General features: G+C 42.2%; 24 protein-coding genes. All 24 read right to left on the bottom strand.

Features of this window, described 5'->3' with window-relative positions; genetic code table 11:
* Positions 1-8: 8 nt before the first annotated feature.
* On the bottom strand, positions 9-653 hold the full coding sequence (locus OCV61_RS06045) for an adenylate kinase (protein WP_158421043.1): 645 nt from the start codon (positions 651-653) through the stop codon (positions 9-11).
* 98 nt (positions 654-751) lie between these two features.
* Entirely contained in the window at positions 752-2,068 is a 1,317-nt protein-coding gene (gene secY, locus OCV61_RS06040; RefSeq protein ID WP_158421042.1) for a preprotein translocase subunit SecY, read from the bottom strand.
* Positions 2,068-2,508, bottom strand: coding sequence for a 50S ribosomal protein L15 (gene rplO, locus OCV61_RS06035; protein WP_158421041.1), 441 nt, complete (start codon positions 2,506-2,508; stop codon positions 2,068-2,070). Before rplO ends, secY begins: the two co-directional genes overlap by 1 nt.
* 37 nt (positions 2,509-2,545) lie before the next feature.
* Complete coding sequence (rpmD, locus tag OCV61_RS06030) at positions 2,546-2,728, bottom strand: 50S ribosomal protein L30 (protein WP_117852555.1); 183 nt, start codon at positions 2,726-2,728, stop codon at positions 2,546-2,548.
* Between the two features lie 14 nt (positions 2,729-2,742).
* Positions 2,743-3,252 (bottom strand): 30S ribosomal protein S5, encoded by a 510-nt coding sequence (gene rpsE, locus OCV61_RS06025; RefSeq protein WP_158421040.1) that lies wholly within the window; start codon positions 3,250-3,252, stop codon positions 2,743-2,745.
* Between the two features lie 18 nt (positions 3,253-3,270).
* Positions 3,271-3,639 (bottom strand): 50S ribosomal protein L18, encoded by a 369-nt coding sequence (gene rplR / locus OCV61_RS06020; RefSeq protein ID WP_158421039.1) that lies wholly within the window; start codon positions 3,637-3,639, stop codon positions 3,271-3,273.
* A 17-nt stretch (positions 3,640-3,656) separates the two neighbouring features.
* Complete coding sequence (gene rplF, locus OCV61_RS06015; RefSeq protein ID WP_158421038.1) at positions 3,657-4,196, bottom strand: 50S ribosomal protein L6; 540 nt, start codon at positions 4,194-4,196, stop codon at positions 3,657-3,659.
* A 98-nt stretch (positions 4,197-4,294) separates the two neighbouring features.
* A complete protein-coding gene (gene rpsH, locus OCV61_RS06010; RefSeq protein WP_158421037.1) occupies positions 4,295-4,696 on the bottom strand; it encodes a 30S ribosomal protein S8 in 402 nt (133 codons plus the stop codon).
* A gap of 192 nt (positions 4,697-4,888) precedes the next feature.
* Entirely contained in the window at positions 4,889-5,074 is a 186-nt protein-coding gene (locus tag OCV61_RS06005) for a type Z 30S ribosomal protein S14 (RefSeq protein WP_158421036.1), read from the bottom strand.
* Between the two features lie 19 nt (positions 5,075-5,093).
* Entirely contained in the window at positions 5,094-5,633 is a 540-nt protein-coding gene (gene rplE / locus OCV61_RS06000; protein ID WP_158421035.1) for a 50S ribosomal protein L5, read from the bottom strand.
* A 22-nt stretch (positions 5,634-5,655) separates the two neighbouring features.
* On the bottom strand, positions 5,656-5,970 hold the full coding sequence (gene rplX, locus OCV61_RS05995; RefSeq protein WP_158421034.1) for a 50S ribosomal protein L24: 315 nt from the start codon (positions 5,968-5,970) through the stop codon (positions 5,656-5,658).
* Between the two features lie 11 nt (positions 5,971-5,981).
* Positions 5,982-6,350 (bottom strand): 50S ribosomal protein L14, encoded by a 369-nt coding sequence (gene rplN / locus OCV61_RS05990; RefSeq protein WP_019162495.1) that lies wholly within the window; start codon positions 6,348-6,350, stop codon positions 5,982-5,984.
* 14 nt (positions 6,351-6,364) lie between these two features.
* Entirely contained in the window at positions 6,365-6,619 is a 255-nt protein-coding gene (gene rpsQ / locus OCV61_RS05985) for a 30S ribosomal protein S17 (protein WP_008707264.1), read from the bottom strand.
* 21 nt (positions 6,620-6,640) lie between these two features.
* Positions 6,641-6,850 (bottom strand): 50S ribosomal protein L29, encoded by a 210-nt coding sequence (rpmC, locus tag OCV61_RS05980; protein WP_158421033.1) that lies wholly within the window; start codon positions 6,848-6,850, stop codon positions 6,641-6,643.
* Positions 6,840-7,277 (bottom strand): 50S ribosomal protein L16, encoded by a 438-nt coding sequence (gene rplP, locus OCV61_RS05975; protein WP_158421032.1) that lies wholly within the window; start codon positions 7,275-7,277, stop codon positions 6,840-6,842. The genes rpmC and rplP overlap by 11 nt, the downstream gene beginning before the upstream one ends.
* Entirely contained in the window at positions 7,277-7,933 is a 657-nt protein-coding gene (gene rpsC / locus OCV61_RS05970) for a 30S ribosomal protein S3 (RefSeq protein ID WP_158421031.1), read from the bottom strand. Before rpsC ends, rplP begins: the two co-directional genes overlap by 1 nt.
* Positions 7,934-7,944: 11 nt before the next feature.
* Positions 7,945-8,334: a 50S ribosomal protein L22 gene (gene rplV, locus OCV61_RS05965; RefSeq protein WP_158421030.1), complete on the bottom strand. Its 390-nt coding sequence runs from the start codon at positions 8,332-8,334 to the stop codon at positions 7,945-7,947.
* Between the two features lie 117 nt (positions 8,335-8,451).
* Positions 8,452-8,733: a 30S ribosomal protein S19 gene (gene rpsS, locus OCV61_RS05960; protein WP_158421029.1), complete on the bottom strand. Its 282-nt coding sequence runs from the start codon at positions 8,731-8,733 to the stop codon at positions 8,452-8,454.
* A gap of 15 nt (positions 8,734-8,748) precedes the next feature.
* Positions 8,749-9,594, bottom strand: coding sequence for a 50S ribosomal protein L2 (rplB, locus tag OCV61_RS05955; RefSeq protein WP_158421028.1), 846 nt, complete (start codon positions 9,592-9,594; stop codon positions 8,749-8,751).
* Positions 9,595-9,667: 73 nt separating this feature from the next.
* Positions 9,668-9,967 (bottom strand): 50S ribosomal protein L23, encoded by a 300-nt coding sequence (gene rplW / locus OCV61_RS05950; RefSeq protein WP_158421027.1) that lies wholly within the window; start codon positions 9,965-9,967, stop codon positions 9,668-9,670.
* Positions 9,967-10,587: a 50S ribosomal protein L4 gene (gene rplD / locus OCV61_RS05945; protein WP_158421026.1), complete on the bottom strand. Its 621-nt coding sequence runs from the start codon at positions 10,585-10,587 to the stop codon at positions 9,967-9,969. The genes rplW and rplD overlap by 1 nt, the downstream gene beginning before the upstream one ends.
* 21 nt (positions 10,588-10,608) lie before the next feature.
* Positions 10,609-11,241 carry a 50S ribosomal protein L3 gene (gene rplC / locus OCV61_RS05940; protein ID WP_158421025.1) on the bottom strand — a complete coding sequence of 211 codons (633 nt, stop codon included), beginning with the start codon at positions 11,239-11,241 and terminating at the stop codon, positions 10,609-10,611.
* Positions 11,242-11,336: 95 nt separating this feature from the next.
* Entirely contained in the window at positions 11,337-11,654 is a 318-nt protein-coding gene (gene rpsJ, locus OCV61_RS05935) for a 30S ribosomal protein S10 (protein WP_158421024.1), read from the bottom strand.
* 397 nt (positions 11,655-12,051) lie between these two features.
* Positions 12,052-13,131 (bottom strand): hypothetical protein, encoded by a 1,080-nt coding sequence (locus OCV61_RS05930; RefSeq protein WP_158421023.1) that lies wholly within the window; start codon positions 13,129-13,131, stop codon positions 12,052-12,054.
* Positions 13,132-13,138 lie beyond the last annotated feature (7 nt).

The raw sequence follows: 13,138 nt of genomic DNA, 5'->3' as shown, positions 1-13,138 counted from the left end.
TCCCCGTTTTATTCACCAAGAATAGTCACGATATCCCCAAATACCTCTTCAAGGTCCCTGGTTCCATCTACTGTCTTTAAAACACCCTGGTTTGTATAATAATCAATCAGTGGCTGTGTCTGTTCATGGTACACATTCAGACGCTTCTGCACAGTCTCTGGCTTGTCGTCATCACGAAGAACCAGATCTTCTCCACATGCATCGCATACACCTTCTGTCTTTGGTGATGCATAAACAACATGATAAGTTGCACCGCATTTCAGGCAGGCACGTCTTCCACCCATACGTCTTACAATGTTTTCATCCGGAACATCTACATCAATTGCATAATCGATCTTGCTTCCCAGTTTATCAAGTGCTTTTGTCAGACACTCTGCCTGTGGAATTGTTCTTGGAAATCCATCAAGAACATAACCATTTTCTGCATCTGACTGCTGGATCCTGTCTACAACAAGGTCGCATGTAAGCTCGTCCGGTACTAAAAGCCCCTGATCCATATATGTTTTTGCTTTTTTGCCAAGTTCCGTCCCGTTTTTGATGTTTGCACGGAAAATATCGCCTGTAGAAATATGGGGAATACCATATTTTGCAGCAATCTTCTTGGCCTGTGTACCCTTGCCGGCTCCCGGCGCTCCTAACATAACGATTCTCATAAAATACCTCCTGCATGGAATTACTATGGGATTATTATAGGTTTCCTTATTTTAAGCAAGGCTGCGATGCAAAATAGCACCGCAACCTTATCATGGCTTTATTCGTTCAGGAAGCCCTTGTAATTGCGGACAAGCATCTGGGACTCGATCTGTTTCACAGTTTCAAGGATAACTCCTACGATAATGATGATAGATGTACCACCAAAAGAAACATTTGCTCCAAATACACCGTTAAAGAAGAACGGAATAACTGCCACAATAATAAGGCCAACTACACCAATAAAGATTATATAATTCAGGATTTTGGTCAGATAATCAGACGTAGGCTTACCAGGTCTGATACCTGGGATAAAACCACCCTGTTTCTTGATATTGTCTGCTACTTCCAGTGGATTAAAGGTAATGGAAGTATAGAAATATGCAAAGAATACACAAAGTAAGATGTACACTACCAGTCCCCAGGTATACTGAAGCTGGCTTGGATTACACCAGTTGTTGGAAGAAAGACCACGAAGGATCTCACCGCCAATACCTGTACTATTTGCCTTTCCTGCCATCTGGGCGATCACACCTGGGAAGGACATAATAGAAGAAGCAAAAATAACAGGGATTACACCTGCTGTATTAACCTTCAAAGGAATATTGGTCGTCTGTCCGCCCATAAGCTTTCTTCCAACCATCTTCCTGGAATACTGTACAGGAATTCTTCTCTCTGCACCGTTCAGGATCAGAACGAAAACAACCATTGCGATAATGATCGCTGCAATGATCAATCCGGCAAGCATTCCTTTTGCGATAGTCTTACCTTTGATAAAGTTCTCATACAGAACTGTCAGATCACTTGGGACACGGGATACGATATTAACAGTAAGCACGATAGAAATACCATTTCCAACGCCCTTCTCAGTAATACGCTCGCCAATCCACATAAGCATTGCTGAACCAGCTGTCAGACACACAACAACTGTAAATCCTTTGAAGAAGGTCATGTTCGGAATAAGACCCTGACGTCCGAATCCGATTGCCATGGCAATTGACTCAAACAGAGCAAGACCAACCGTTACATAACGGGTGATCGCTGTGATCTTTTTCCTTCCTTCTTCACCATCTCTCTGCATCTCTTCCAATGCCGGAATGGCAATGGTAAGCAGCTGCATGATAATGGAAGAAGTAATGTACGGTGTAATGTTCAATGCAAAGATCGACATCTGAGTAAAGGAACCACCGGTAAATGCATCAAAGAAATTGAATGCATCGCCGGTATTCTGTTTAAACCAGTCCTTAAAGAAATCACTGTCAACTCCAGGTACTGGGAGCTGTGATCCAATACGGATCACAAGAATCATCCACAGTACATAGAGAAGTTTACGCCGCATTTCTTTAACTCTGAAAATATTTTTCAGATTTTCTAACATTAGATCACCTCGACGGTACCACCAGCAGCTTCGATTTTTGCTTTTGCAGTCTCGCTGACAGCATTTACTTTGACATTAAGTTTCTTTGTCAACTCGCCATTTCCAAGGATCTTAACTCCATCTCCTGCTTTGGAAATTGCTCTGCTTTCAAGTAAACTCTCAACAGTTACTTCTGCACCATCCTCAAAACGGTTCAGAATGTCAACATTGATTGCAATAATCTCTTTAGAATTTCTGTTTGTGAATCCTCTCTTTGGCAGACGTCTGTATAAAGGCATCTGTCCACCTTCAAATCCCGGTTTCTTATGTCCGGAACGTGCTAACTGTCCTTTATGGCCTTTTCCGGCTGTTTTGCCGTTTCCTGAACCATGTCCACGGCCTCTTCTGAAGTTATCGCTATGCTTAGAACCATCAGCTGGTCTTAAGTTTGATAATTCCATATTGGCACCTCCTTTTAGTATTCAACTCTTTTAACTATTATGCTTCTTCTACTTTAACCAGGTGCTGTACCTGCTGAATCATTCCTCTGGTTGCAGCATTATCCGGCATCTCAACTGTTTTATGCATCTTTGTAAGACCCATAGCCTTAACAGTCAGTTTGTGCTTCGGAACTGCGCCAATAGGAGATTTTACTAATGTAACTTTTAATGTGTTTGCCATTTTCGTATTCCTCCTTAAGCCAGAATCTCATCAACAGATTTACCGCGAAGTTTAGCAACTTCTTCCGGAGTCTTTAACTGTCTTAAGCCTTCGATGGTAGCAAGAACAACATTCTGTTTATTTCTGGATCCCATACATTTTGTACGGATATTTTTAATACCTGCTAACTCGATTACCGCACGTGCAGGACCACCAGCGATAACTCCAGTACCTTCCGGAGCTCTCTTCAGAAGCATCTGTGCGCTTCCGTAGTTTCCTACAAAATCATGGGTAATAGAACCATTCTCATCTCTGGCAACTGTAACTAATTTCTTCATTGCATCCTCTTTTCCTTTGCGGATTGCTTCAGGAATCTCGGCTGCTTTTCCTAAACCTGCGCCAACGTGTCCATTGCCGTCACCGACAACAACTAAAGCTGTGAAACGGAAGTTACGACCACCTTTAACAACCTTTGTAACACGCTTGATTGACACTACTTTATCTTCTAATTCTAACTGACTAGCATCAATAAGATTACGTTTCATGTGTTTTCGCTCCTCCTTTTAGAATTTCAGTCCAGCTTCTCTTGCTGCCTCTGCCAATGCTTTTACTTTACCATGGTAAATGTAACCGCCTCTGTCAAAAACTACGCTTTCGATGCCAGCTTCCAAAGCCTTTTTACCGATCACGGTACCAAGAGCTGCTGCAGCTGCTACATCGTCTGTGTTCTCAAGCTGTGCTTTTACATCTTTCTGAAGAGTAGAAGCAGATACTAAAGTCTTGCCAACAGTGTCATCGATAATCTGTGCATACATATGCTTGTTTGAACGAAATACTGCAAGACGAGGAGTCGTAGCAGTGCCGTTTAAATGATGACGTAATCTTCTATGCTTATTCTGACGAATTTCCGCCCTAGATGCTTTATTAATCATTTTCTCACTCTCCTTAATTATTTCTTACCAGTCTTACCAACTTTACGTCTGATAACTTCATCAGAATACTTAATACCTTTGCCCTTATATGGCTCAGGTCTTCTCTTATCTCTGATTTCAGCCGCAAACTGTCCAACCTTCTCTTTGCTGATACCGGATACGACGATCTTGTTGTCTTCAACTTTTGTCTCAATACCATCCGGATCTTCCATTTCAACTGGGTGAGAATATCCAAGGCTTAATACAAGCTTTTTACCCTGTTTTGCTGCTTTATAACCAACACCGTTTACTTCAAGTGTTTTGGAATAGCCTTCGCTTACTCCGACTACCATGTTGTGGATAAGGCTTCTGGTCAATCCATGAAGGGATTTCATCTTCTTAAGATCATTTGGTCTTGCTACTACTACATGACCATCTTCAACTTTGATTTCCATTTCTGTAGGAAGCGCTCTTTCAAGTGTTCCTTTTGGTCCCTTTACAGTTACTACATTACCCTCAGCAATAGATACCTCAACTCCTGCCGGGATAGCAACTGGAAGTCTACCGATTCGTGACATACTGTGTGTCCTCCTTACTTAGATTATCGGAGGGGAAACTGTATCCCCTCTGTTTTCAGTGCTGCGTCTTTGGTGTGCATCAGTGTAAGCTTACCTGCTTACCAAACGAATGCCAGTACCTCGCCGCCTACCTGCTGTTTACGAGCTTCTTTATCTGTGATAACGCCCTTGTTTGTAGAGATGATTGCTACACCAAGTCCACCAAGAACCTTTGGAAGCTCATCTTTACCAGCATACACACGAAGACCTGGTTTGGAGATTCTCTTTAAACCAGTAATGATCTTCTCGTTTTTGTCTTCACCGTATTTCAGTGTGATATGGATTGTCTTGCTTGCTCCATCCTCAACTAAATCATACTTTGTGATATATCCCTCATCTAAAAGAATATTTGCGATTGCAATTTTCATTTTAGATGCCGGAACGTCTACTGTGTCATGTTTTGCAGTATTAGCATTACGAATTCTTGTAAGCATATCTGCGATTGGATCGCTCATTGTCATGTAAGTTTCCTCCTCATTCAGACTTTACATGTCTTAGATATATTTTAATAATTTACGTGTTACCAAAATATCAGCATCCCTCAGCTAAATTCATGCAGTGCCTGATGGCCTGCATTCATTAAGATTCGGGATGGACTTCGCACTAAATTCATGCAGCGCCTAATGGCTTGCATTCATTAAGTTGCTATCAGCCTACCAGCTAGCTTTCTTAACTCCCGGGATCTGACCCTTGTAAGCTAACTCACGGAAGCAGATTCTGCAGATTCCGTATTTTCTTAAATATGCATGTGGACGTCCACAAATTTTGCAACGGTTGTACTCTCTAGTAGAGAATTTGGATCCACGCTGCTGTTTGATTTTCATTGCTGTTTTAGCCATGAATCTTTCCTCCTATCAATTACTTTGCAAACGGCATATTGAATAATGTCAGTAATTCGCGGGCTTCTTCATCTGTCTTAGCTGTGGTAACGAAGATAACGTCCATACCTCTTACTTTATCAACCTTATCATACTCTACCTCAGGGAAGATCAGCTGCTCTTTAATACCCAGTGCATAGTTTCCTCTGCCGTCGAAAGCATTAGGATTAACACCACGGAAGTCACGTACACGCGGAAGAGCAAGATTGATAAGACGATCAGCGAACTCATACATCTTTTCTCCTCTTAATGTAACCTTACATCCGATAGGCATTCCTTCTCTGATCTTGAAGTTAGCAACGGATTTCTTAGCTTTTGTTGCAATTGCTTTCTGACCTGTGATCAGTTCCATATCAGCGATTGCAGCGTCAAGAAGTTTTGCGTTTTCTTTTGCTTCACCAACACCCATGTTAATGACGATTTTCTCGAGTTTTGGCACTTCCATAACATTTTTGTATCCGAATTTTTTGGTCATGGCATCCATGATCTCATTTTTGTAAAGCTCTTTTAATCTACTCACTTATGTCTGCCTCCTCTCTCAATTAATCATCAATTACTTTACCGGTTGCTTTAGCAACACGAACTTTTTTGTCTCCGTTCATCTGGAAACCTACTCTGGTAGCTTTTCCATCAACAAGTAACATAACATTGGAGATGTGAAGAGGAGCTTCCTTTGTAACGATTCCACCCTGCTGGTTTGCAGCAGACGGTTTGGTATGCTTTGTAACAACATTTACGTTCTCAACAAGAACTGTGCTGTTCTTTGCATTTACTGCAAGAACTTTTCCTTCTTTACCTTTATCTTTTCCAGCGATTACTGTAACAGTATCGCCTTTTTTAATTTTCATAGCTGACATTAGGCACCCTCCTATAATACTTCCGGAGCTAAGGAAACGATCTTCATGAATTTCTTCTCACGAAGTTCTCTGGCAACTGGTCCAAAGATACGTGTTCCTCTCGGAGTTAAGTCGTCTTTAATGATTACGGCAGCATTTTCATCGAAACGGATATAGGATCCATCTTTACGACGAGCGCCCTTCTTTGTTCTAACTACAACTGCCTTTACTACATCACCTTTCTTAACAACGCCGCCTGGTGTTGCATCTTTGACAGTAGCAACGATAGTATCGCCAATGTTTGCATATCTTCTTGTAGAGCCACCCATAACACGAATACAAAGGATTTCTTTTGCACCAGTGTTGTCGGCAACTTTCAGTCTTGTTTCCTGCTGAATCATACTGGTCTTCCTCCTTATTTCACTTTCTCTACAATCTCAACCAGTCTCCATCTTTTGTCCTTGGACAACGGTCTGGTCTCCATTACTTTAACGGTATCACCAATATTGCACTCATTATTTTCATCATGAGCCTTTAATTTATATGTTCTCTTCACGATTTTTTTGTAAAGAGGATGTTTTACATGGTCTTCAATAGCAACTACAATGGTCTTGTCCATCTTATTGCTGACAACCTTACCCACACGGGTTTTTCTCAGATTTCTTTCCACGATTGTTTCCTCCTATATTCACTATTTGGAAGCGTTAGCCTGCTCAGTGATTACTGTCTGGATTCTGGCAATATTTCTGCGAACCTCTTTGATTCGTCCGGTATTGTCTAATTGATTTGTTGCATTCTGAAATCTCAGATTGAAAAGTTCTTTCTTAGCAGCTACTAATTCTTCATTTAATTCAGAAGCTGATTTTGTTCTTAAATCTTCTACGAATTTATCAATTTTCACTGTTATCACCGCCTTCTAACTCTGCACGAGAAACTATTTTACATTTGCATGGTAACTTGTGCATTGCAAGACGCAACGCCTCACGAGCGATATCCTCGGATACACCTGCGATCTCGAACATTACACGACCTGGCTTAACAACTGCAACCCAGTACTCCAGAGCACCTTTTCCGGAACCCATACGAGTTTCTGCCGGTTTTGCTGTTACCGGTTTGTCTGGGAAAATCTTGATCCAAACTTTACCACCACGTTTGATATAACGAGTCATAGCAACACGGGCTGCCTCGATCTGATTTGATCTGATCCAGCAAGGCTCTGTAGCAACAAGGCCGAAATCACCGTAATTGATCTGGTTGCCTCTAAGTGCTTTGCCTCTCATGGAGCCACGGAATTGTTTACGACGTTTTACTCTTTTTGGCATTAACATTATTTATCGCTCCCTTCCTTAGTTCCTTTAGTCGGAAGTACCTCACCGTTGTAAACCCAAGCCTTTACGCCCACTTTTCCGTAGGTGGTGTCAGCTTCCGCAAAACCATAATCAATATCTGCACGAAGTGTCTGAAGCGGAATAGTACCTTCGCTGTAGAACTCTGTACGAGCCATATCAGCACCGCCAAGACGTCCGGATACGGATGTTTTGATACCTTTTGCTCCGGTCTTCATAGTTCTCTGCATTGTAGATTTCATTGCACGTCTGAAGGAGATACGGTTCTCAAGCTGTAATGCAATGTTCTCTGCTACTAACTGAGCATCTCTGTCAGGTCTCTTAACCTCTTTGATGTCAACGATTAATTTCTTTGTTGTGTATTTAGCAAGCTCTGCTTTAACTTTCTCGATCTCAGCTCCGCCTTTACCGATAACGATACCAGGTTTTGCTGTATAGATGATGATCTTTACTCTGTCAGATGCTCTCTCGATCTCAATCTTGGAAACACCTGCGCTGTATAATTTCTTTTTCAGGAAAGATCTGATATTGTAATCTTCTACCAGATAGTCTGCGAATTCGCCTTCAGCATACCATCTTGAATCCCAATCTTTGATAACACCGACTCTAAGGCCATGTGGGTTAACTTTCTGTCCCATGTTTTTCCTCCTTATCTTTCATCCAGCACGATGGTGATATGGCTTGTTCTCTTCTCGATTCTGTAAGCCCTACCCTGTGCTCTCGGCTGAATTCTCTTCATTGTAGGTCCTTTGTTTGCAAAGCACGCTGCAACATAGAGGTTGTCTGCGTTCATTCCGTTGTTATTCTCAGCATTTGCAACAGCTGACTCAAGCAGCTTCTTTACAACGCTGGAAGCGTATCTCGGATTATATGTCAGGATTCCAAGTGCTGTCTGCACATCTTTGCCACGGATTGCATCTAATACGTAGCAGGCTTTCTGAACAGAAATTCTTGCATAAGATAATTTTGCAGACGGCCTTGTCTCTCTATTACTCTCATTTCTGGCTCTCTTAATCTGGCTTCTATGTCCCTTTGCCATTTTTAAGTGCCTCCTTTCGTCTTATTCAATATACATCTTATATCAGAACACCTTGGTCACTTAAATCGCCTTACGGTTCATTAAGTGTCCAGGTGAATAACACATTGTATGTGCTAACTAGCGAACGCCGGATTTCTTTTCGTCTTTACCGTGTCCTCTGTAAGTTCTTGTAGCCACGAACTCGCCAAGCTTGTGTCCTACCATGTCCTCTGTAACGTATACCGGAACATGCTTTCTTCCGTCATGGACAGCAATTGTATGTCCAACGAAGGACGGGAAGATTGTGGAACGACGAGACCATGTTTTAATAACGGATTTATCATTTGCAGCATTTAAAGCATCGATCTTTTTCAGTAAGCTCTCATCTGCAAAAGGTCCTTTTTTCAGTGAACGAGACATTCTTAATCCTCCTTATTATTTTGTTAAAGCTTTGCCATCGCGTCTTCTTACGATGAGCTTGTTGGACTGTTTGTTTTTCTTTCTGGTCTTCAGGCCGAGAGCCGGTTTACCCCAAGGAGTACACGGACCTGGACGTCCGATACCGGTCTTTCCTTCACCACCACCATGTGGATGGTCGTTAGGGTTCATGACAGAACCACGAACGGTAGGTCTGATACCCATGTTACGTTTACGTCCTGCTTTACCAATATTAATCAGATTGTGGTCTCCGTTTCCGATAACACCTACAGTAGCACGGCATACGATCGGAACCATTCTCATCTCGCCAGATGGAAGACGAAGAGTAGCATATTTTCCTTCTTTTGCCATTAACTGAGCACCGTTACCAGCAGAACGAACCATCTGTCCGCCCTTTCCAGGATGAAGCTCAATGTTATGAATCATAGTACCAACCGGGATCAGCTCTAATGGAAGGCAGTTACCAACACGAACCTCAGCTTCCGGACCATTCATGATCTTCTGACCAACCTTCAGTCCTTCCGGAGCAAGGATGTAAGCTTTCTCACCATCTGCATAGCAGATCAGTGCGATATTTGCTGTTCTGTTCGGATCATACTCGATAGTCTTAACAATTGCCGGAACACCATCTTTTCTTCTCTTGAAATCAATGATTCTATATTTTCTTCTGCTTCCGCCTCCGCGGTGTCTTACAGTAATTTTACCCTGATTGTTACGGCCGGCGCTTTTCTTTAAGGAAACAACCAATGATTTCTCTGGCTTTGCAGCAGTAATCTCAGAGAAGTCAGAACCGGTCATATGTCTTCTGGACGGTGTATATGGGTTATAACTCTTGATTCCCATTTCAGTTCTCCTTTCAAATTTGTTCTCACGCTTTTGAATGCGTATATCCGCGATGAACATCGCAACCTGTTAATTAAAGGCCTTCAAAAATCTCGATATCCTTGCTGTCCTCTGTAAGGGCAACGATAGCCTTTTTAGTCTTAGCTGTTTTTCCAACAACCATACCACGACGTCTTTTCTTACCGTCAAGGTTCATTGTATTTACAGCTTTAACCTTTGTTCCTTCAAACATTTTCTCCACAGCTTCTTTAATCTGTGTTTTATTTGCTTCCGGGTGTACTAAGAATGTGTACTTCTTTTCTCCCATAGCATTCATGGACTTTTCAGTAATCACAGGTTTCAGGATTACATCGTAATACTTAATGTCTGCCATTATGCGTACACCTCCTCGATTGTTGCTACAGCGTCTTTGGTAACAACTAATGCGCCGTGTTTCATAACATCGTATACATTGATTGTTCCCGGTGTAGCAGTCTGTACATCAGTGATGTTTCTTGCAGAAAGGATCACATTTTTGTCATCCTGTGCAGTAACAACAAGAGCTTTCTCTGCTTTCAGGTTTGTAAGAACCTTCTGCATCTCTTTTGTCTTGATCTGGTCAAGCTTCAGCTCGTCTACAACGATCAGCTTGTTATCCTGAACTTTGGAAGTAAGAGCGGATTTTAATGCAGCTCTTCTTTCCTTCTTATTGATCTTTACTTCATAATCTCTTGGAGTAGGAGCAAAAATAATTCCGCCGCCTGTCCACTGTGCTGCACGGATGGAACCCTGTCTTGCATGACCAGTTCCTTTCTGTCTCCATGGTTTTCTTCCACCGCCGCTTACTTCAGAACGTGTTTTAGCTTTCTGAGTACCCTGGCGTTTATTTGCAAGCTGGCGAACAACTGCAAGATGAACAAGATGCTCGTTGATCTCAACACCAAACACTGCATCATTCAGCTCCATTGTTCCAACTTCTTTGCCTTCCATATTATAAACAGTTACGTTTGCCATCTGTGTGCTCCTCCTTTCTCATTATAAGGACTTTACTGTCTCTTTGATTGTTACCAAAGATTTCTTAGGTCCTGGAACAGCACCCTTAACTAACAGTAAGTTATTCTCAGCATCTACACGTACGATCTCAAGGTTCTGAACTGTCACCTGCTCATGTCCCATATGTCCAGCCATGTGTTTTCCTTTGAAAACCTTGCTCGGATCAGAACAAGCACCATTTGAACCTGCATGGCGATGATACTTGGAACCATGAGCCATAGGTCCTCTGGACTGTCCGTGTCTCTTGATCGCGCCCTGGAAACCTTTACCTTTAGAAACAGCTGTTGCATCAATATGCTCACCTGCTGTAAAGATATCAGCTTTAATTTCCTGTCCTACTTCATATTCAGCTGCGTTGTCAAAATGGAACTCTTTCAGGAATCTCTTTACGTCAACGCCAGCTTTTGTAAAGTGGCCTTTCTCCGGCTTGTTAACCAGTTTCTCTCTGATCTCGCCAAAGCCAACCTGAACTGCTGCATATCCGTCGTTCTCCTCTGTCTTAACCTGAGTAACGACACATGGACCTGCCTGTAATACGGTTACAGGAATCAGCATTCCTTCATCGTTGAAGATCTGCGTCATTCCAACTTTTGTAGCTAAAATAGCTTTCTTCATTCTTTCTTCCTCCTATAGCGGATTACCCGGATAGGTAATCATATAATAAATAGCTAAATGCTCATGCATTTACATTAGGAAAGCAATGCGTTCAATTATTTTGTTTTCATCTTGATGTCGATGTGAACGCCTGCCGGCATCTCCAGTCTGGACAGTGCGTCTACTGTCTTCTGGGTAGGTGCTACGATATCGATCAGTCTCTTATGTGTTCTCTGCTCAAACTGTTCTCTGGAGTCTTTATATTTGTGAACAGCACGCAGGATTGTAACAACTTCCTTCTTAGTAGGAAGCGGTACCGGTCCGCTTACTGTTGCTCCATTCTTCTTTACAGTGTCGATGATTTTAGCTGCAGATGCATCTACTAACTGATGATCATAAGCTTTTAATGTGATTCTCATTACCTGATTTGCCATAAAAAAAGTCTCCTCCTATTCGTACTCACAATCAGTACGACAAGCGGCGACTGTACACATCTCCGTGTGTGTCCTAAGACATCTTTCCACACGCCCATCCCTAGATGGTCTTCTGAACTTGTACAGTGACTTGTCGTCAGTTTCCTAACTTGACATTCGCTCCACGGAAAACCTACCATGTGGTAGCAACCTCTCGCTTCATAGCTATCATGTCACAGCAAGTAACAGTATACACAATCTTATTTCTAATTGCAAGGCTTTTTCAAAAAAAATTGTATTTTTTCAAAAACAAGCAGTTGGAACATTATGGGGTAATTTCCCATTATGTAATAAACGCCTGTGGAAATACTTTTGTACTTCCCAGGCGTTTTACTGTCCTCTTATACCAGGTAAAGGATCATTCTTCTTCGTCTTCATCCTCTTCTTCTGCAAAGATATCAGAATAATCAAGAAGTGTCACCTTTGTAATATCATCTCTTACGATCTCCGGCGAATCTCCTTCAGCCTTTGCTTTGTCAGCAAGCTGTGCAGCTGTCATTCTCGGAATTACCATTCTTTTTAGCTTGACCGGTTTTTCAGGAATCTCTTCTTTCACCGACTCCTCCAAGGTATCGGGGATTTGGACTTTTTTTTTGTGTGTTACCACTTTCCTTGTCTCGTCCAGCTGCTGTTTTTTTTTGCGTACTGGCTGCTGATAATCATCTTCTGCAGTAGCGGCTGCAATCTCCTTTTTCAGGACTTCATGAGCTTCGCTGGTAGCTGTCTGAACCGCTTTCTCCGGACGTTCATCCTCTTCCTCGTCTGGATCGTCCTCTTCGATCTCATCAACAAAACCACCGGTACGTACTGTACGCTTCGGTTTCTTCTTGTTCTTTTTGCTTTCCGCTTTGATCTCACGCTCTTCTTCTCTCAAGAGGCGTTCTTTTTTCTTTTCTTCCAGCTTCAGTTCCTTTTTGGATTTCACATATCCCGGTTCTGTATCCTCCGGAAGATCTTCTTCCTTTGGATCCTTTTTCCAGAGCTCTGCGATCACGTACAAGATAATCAGGAAAAATACTGCAAGTGCCAGAATGATCAGTCCTTCAATACTCTGTGTGGCTACCATAAGATAACCAATCAGCGGAATTGTCACTACAACTTTCGGCATATATTCGCCAATAGAAAGATTCACAGGGGACTCTTCCAGAGCATCCGGATTCACTGCTGTGCCTGTGCCACTGGCAAGATCAACGCTGGCAATATCATAACGCCATGCATTATCATCTTTCTGTGCAAGGATTCTGTCTCCCACTGTCATCTCAGATGACTTCACAGGGATCGCATATGTAACTGAACCCATAGGAAGATTGGATTCCTGGTCTGCATGATCGCGAATCTCTGTAGTTACTCCGAAAAACGGAGGTAATGCCAGTGCAAGTATACTTAATATGGTGCAGATCACCACAAAATGTACAATAAACTTCAGTACCTTTGACATTTTAAAC

Origin of the sequence: Blautia ammoniilytica (assembly GCF_025566965.1) — a bacterium.
GTDB lineage: Bacteria > Bacillota > Clostridia > Lachnospirales > Lachnospiraceae > Blautia_A > Blautia_A ammoniilytica.
The sequence above is the reverse complement of the archived record's forward strand: the minus strand, read 5'-3'. Positions and strand labels throughout refer to the sequence as shown.

Coding starts and splice junctions, on each gene's coding strand:
- OCV61_RS06045 (WP_158421043.1), bottom strand. CDS start 653: ATGAGAATCGTTATGTTAGGAGCGCCGGGAGCCGGCAAGGGTACACAG.
- secY (WP_158421042.1), bottom strand. CDS start 2,068: ATGTTAGAAAATCTGAAAAATATTTTCAGAGTTAAAGAAATGCGGCGT.
- rplO (WP_158421041.1), bottom strand. CDS start 2,508: ATGGAATTATCAAACTTAAGACCAGCTGATGGTTCTAAGCATAGCGAT.
- rpmD (WP_117852555.1), bottom strand. CDS start 2,728: ATGGCAAACACATTAAAAGTTACATTAGTAAAATCTCCTATTGGCGCA.
- rpsE (WP_158421040.1), bottom strand. CDS start 3,252: ATGAAACGTAATCTTATTGATGCTAGTCAGTTAGAATTAGAAGATAAA.
- rplR (WP_158421039.1), bottom strand. CDS start 3,639: ATGATTAATAAAGCATCTAGGGCGGAAATTCGTCAGAATAAGCATAGA.
- rplF (WP_158421038.1), bottom strand. CDS start 4,196: ATGTCACGAATCGGTAGACTTCCAGTTGCTATCCCGGCAGGAGTTGAG.
- rpsH (WP_158421037.1), bottom strand. CDS start 4,696: ATGACAATGAGCGATCCAATCGCAGATATGCTTACAAGAATTCGTAAT.
- OCV61_RS06005 (WP_158421036.1), bottom strand. CDS start 5,074: ATGGCTAAAACAGCAATGAAAATCAAACAGCAGCGTGGATCCAAATTC.
- rplX (WP_158421034.1), bottom strand. CDS start 5,970: ATGTCAGCTATGAAAATTAAAAAAGGCGATACTGTTACAGTAATCGCT.
- rplN (WP_019162495.1), bottom strand. CDS start 6,350: ATGATTCAGCAGGAAACAAGACTGAAAGTTGCCGACAACACTGGTGCA.
- rplP (WP_158421032.1), bottom strand. CDS start 7,277: ATGTTAATGCCAAAAAGAGTAAAACGTCGTAAACAATTCCGTGGCTCC.
- rpsC (WP_158421031.1), bottom strand. CDS start 7,933: ATGGGACAGAAAGTTAACCCACATGGCCTTAGAGTCGGTGTTATCAAA.
- rplV (WP_158421030.1), bottom strand. CDS start 8,334: ATGGCAAAGGGACATAGAAGCCAGATTAAGAGAGCCAGAAATGAGAGT.
- rpsS (WP_158421029.1), bottom strand. CDS start 8,733: ATGTCTCGTTCACTGAAAAAAGGACCTTTTGCAGATGAGAGCTTACTG.
- rplB (WP_158421028.1), bottom strand. CDS start 9,594: ATGGGAATCAAGAGTTATAACCCATATACACCGTCCAGAAGACATATG.
- rplW (WP_158421027.1), bottom strand. CDS start 9,967: ATGGCAGACATTAAGTATTACGATGTAATCCTGAAACCTGTGATTACT.
- rplD (WP_158421026.1), bottom strand. CDS start 10,587: ATGGCAAACGTAACTGTTTATAATATGGAAGGCAAAGAAGTTGGAACA.
- rplC (WP_158421025.1), bottom strand. CDS start 11,241: ATGAAGAAAGCTATTTTAGCTACAAAAGTTGGAATGACGCAGATCTTC.
- rpsJ (WP_158421024.1), bottom strand. CDS start 11,654: ATGGCAAATCAGGTAATGAGAATCACATTAAAAGCTTATGATCATCAG.
- OCV61_RS05930 (WP_158421023.1), bottom strand. CDS start 13,131: ATGTCAAAGGTACTGAAGTTTATTGTACATTTTGTGGTGATCTGCACC.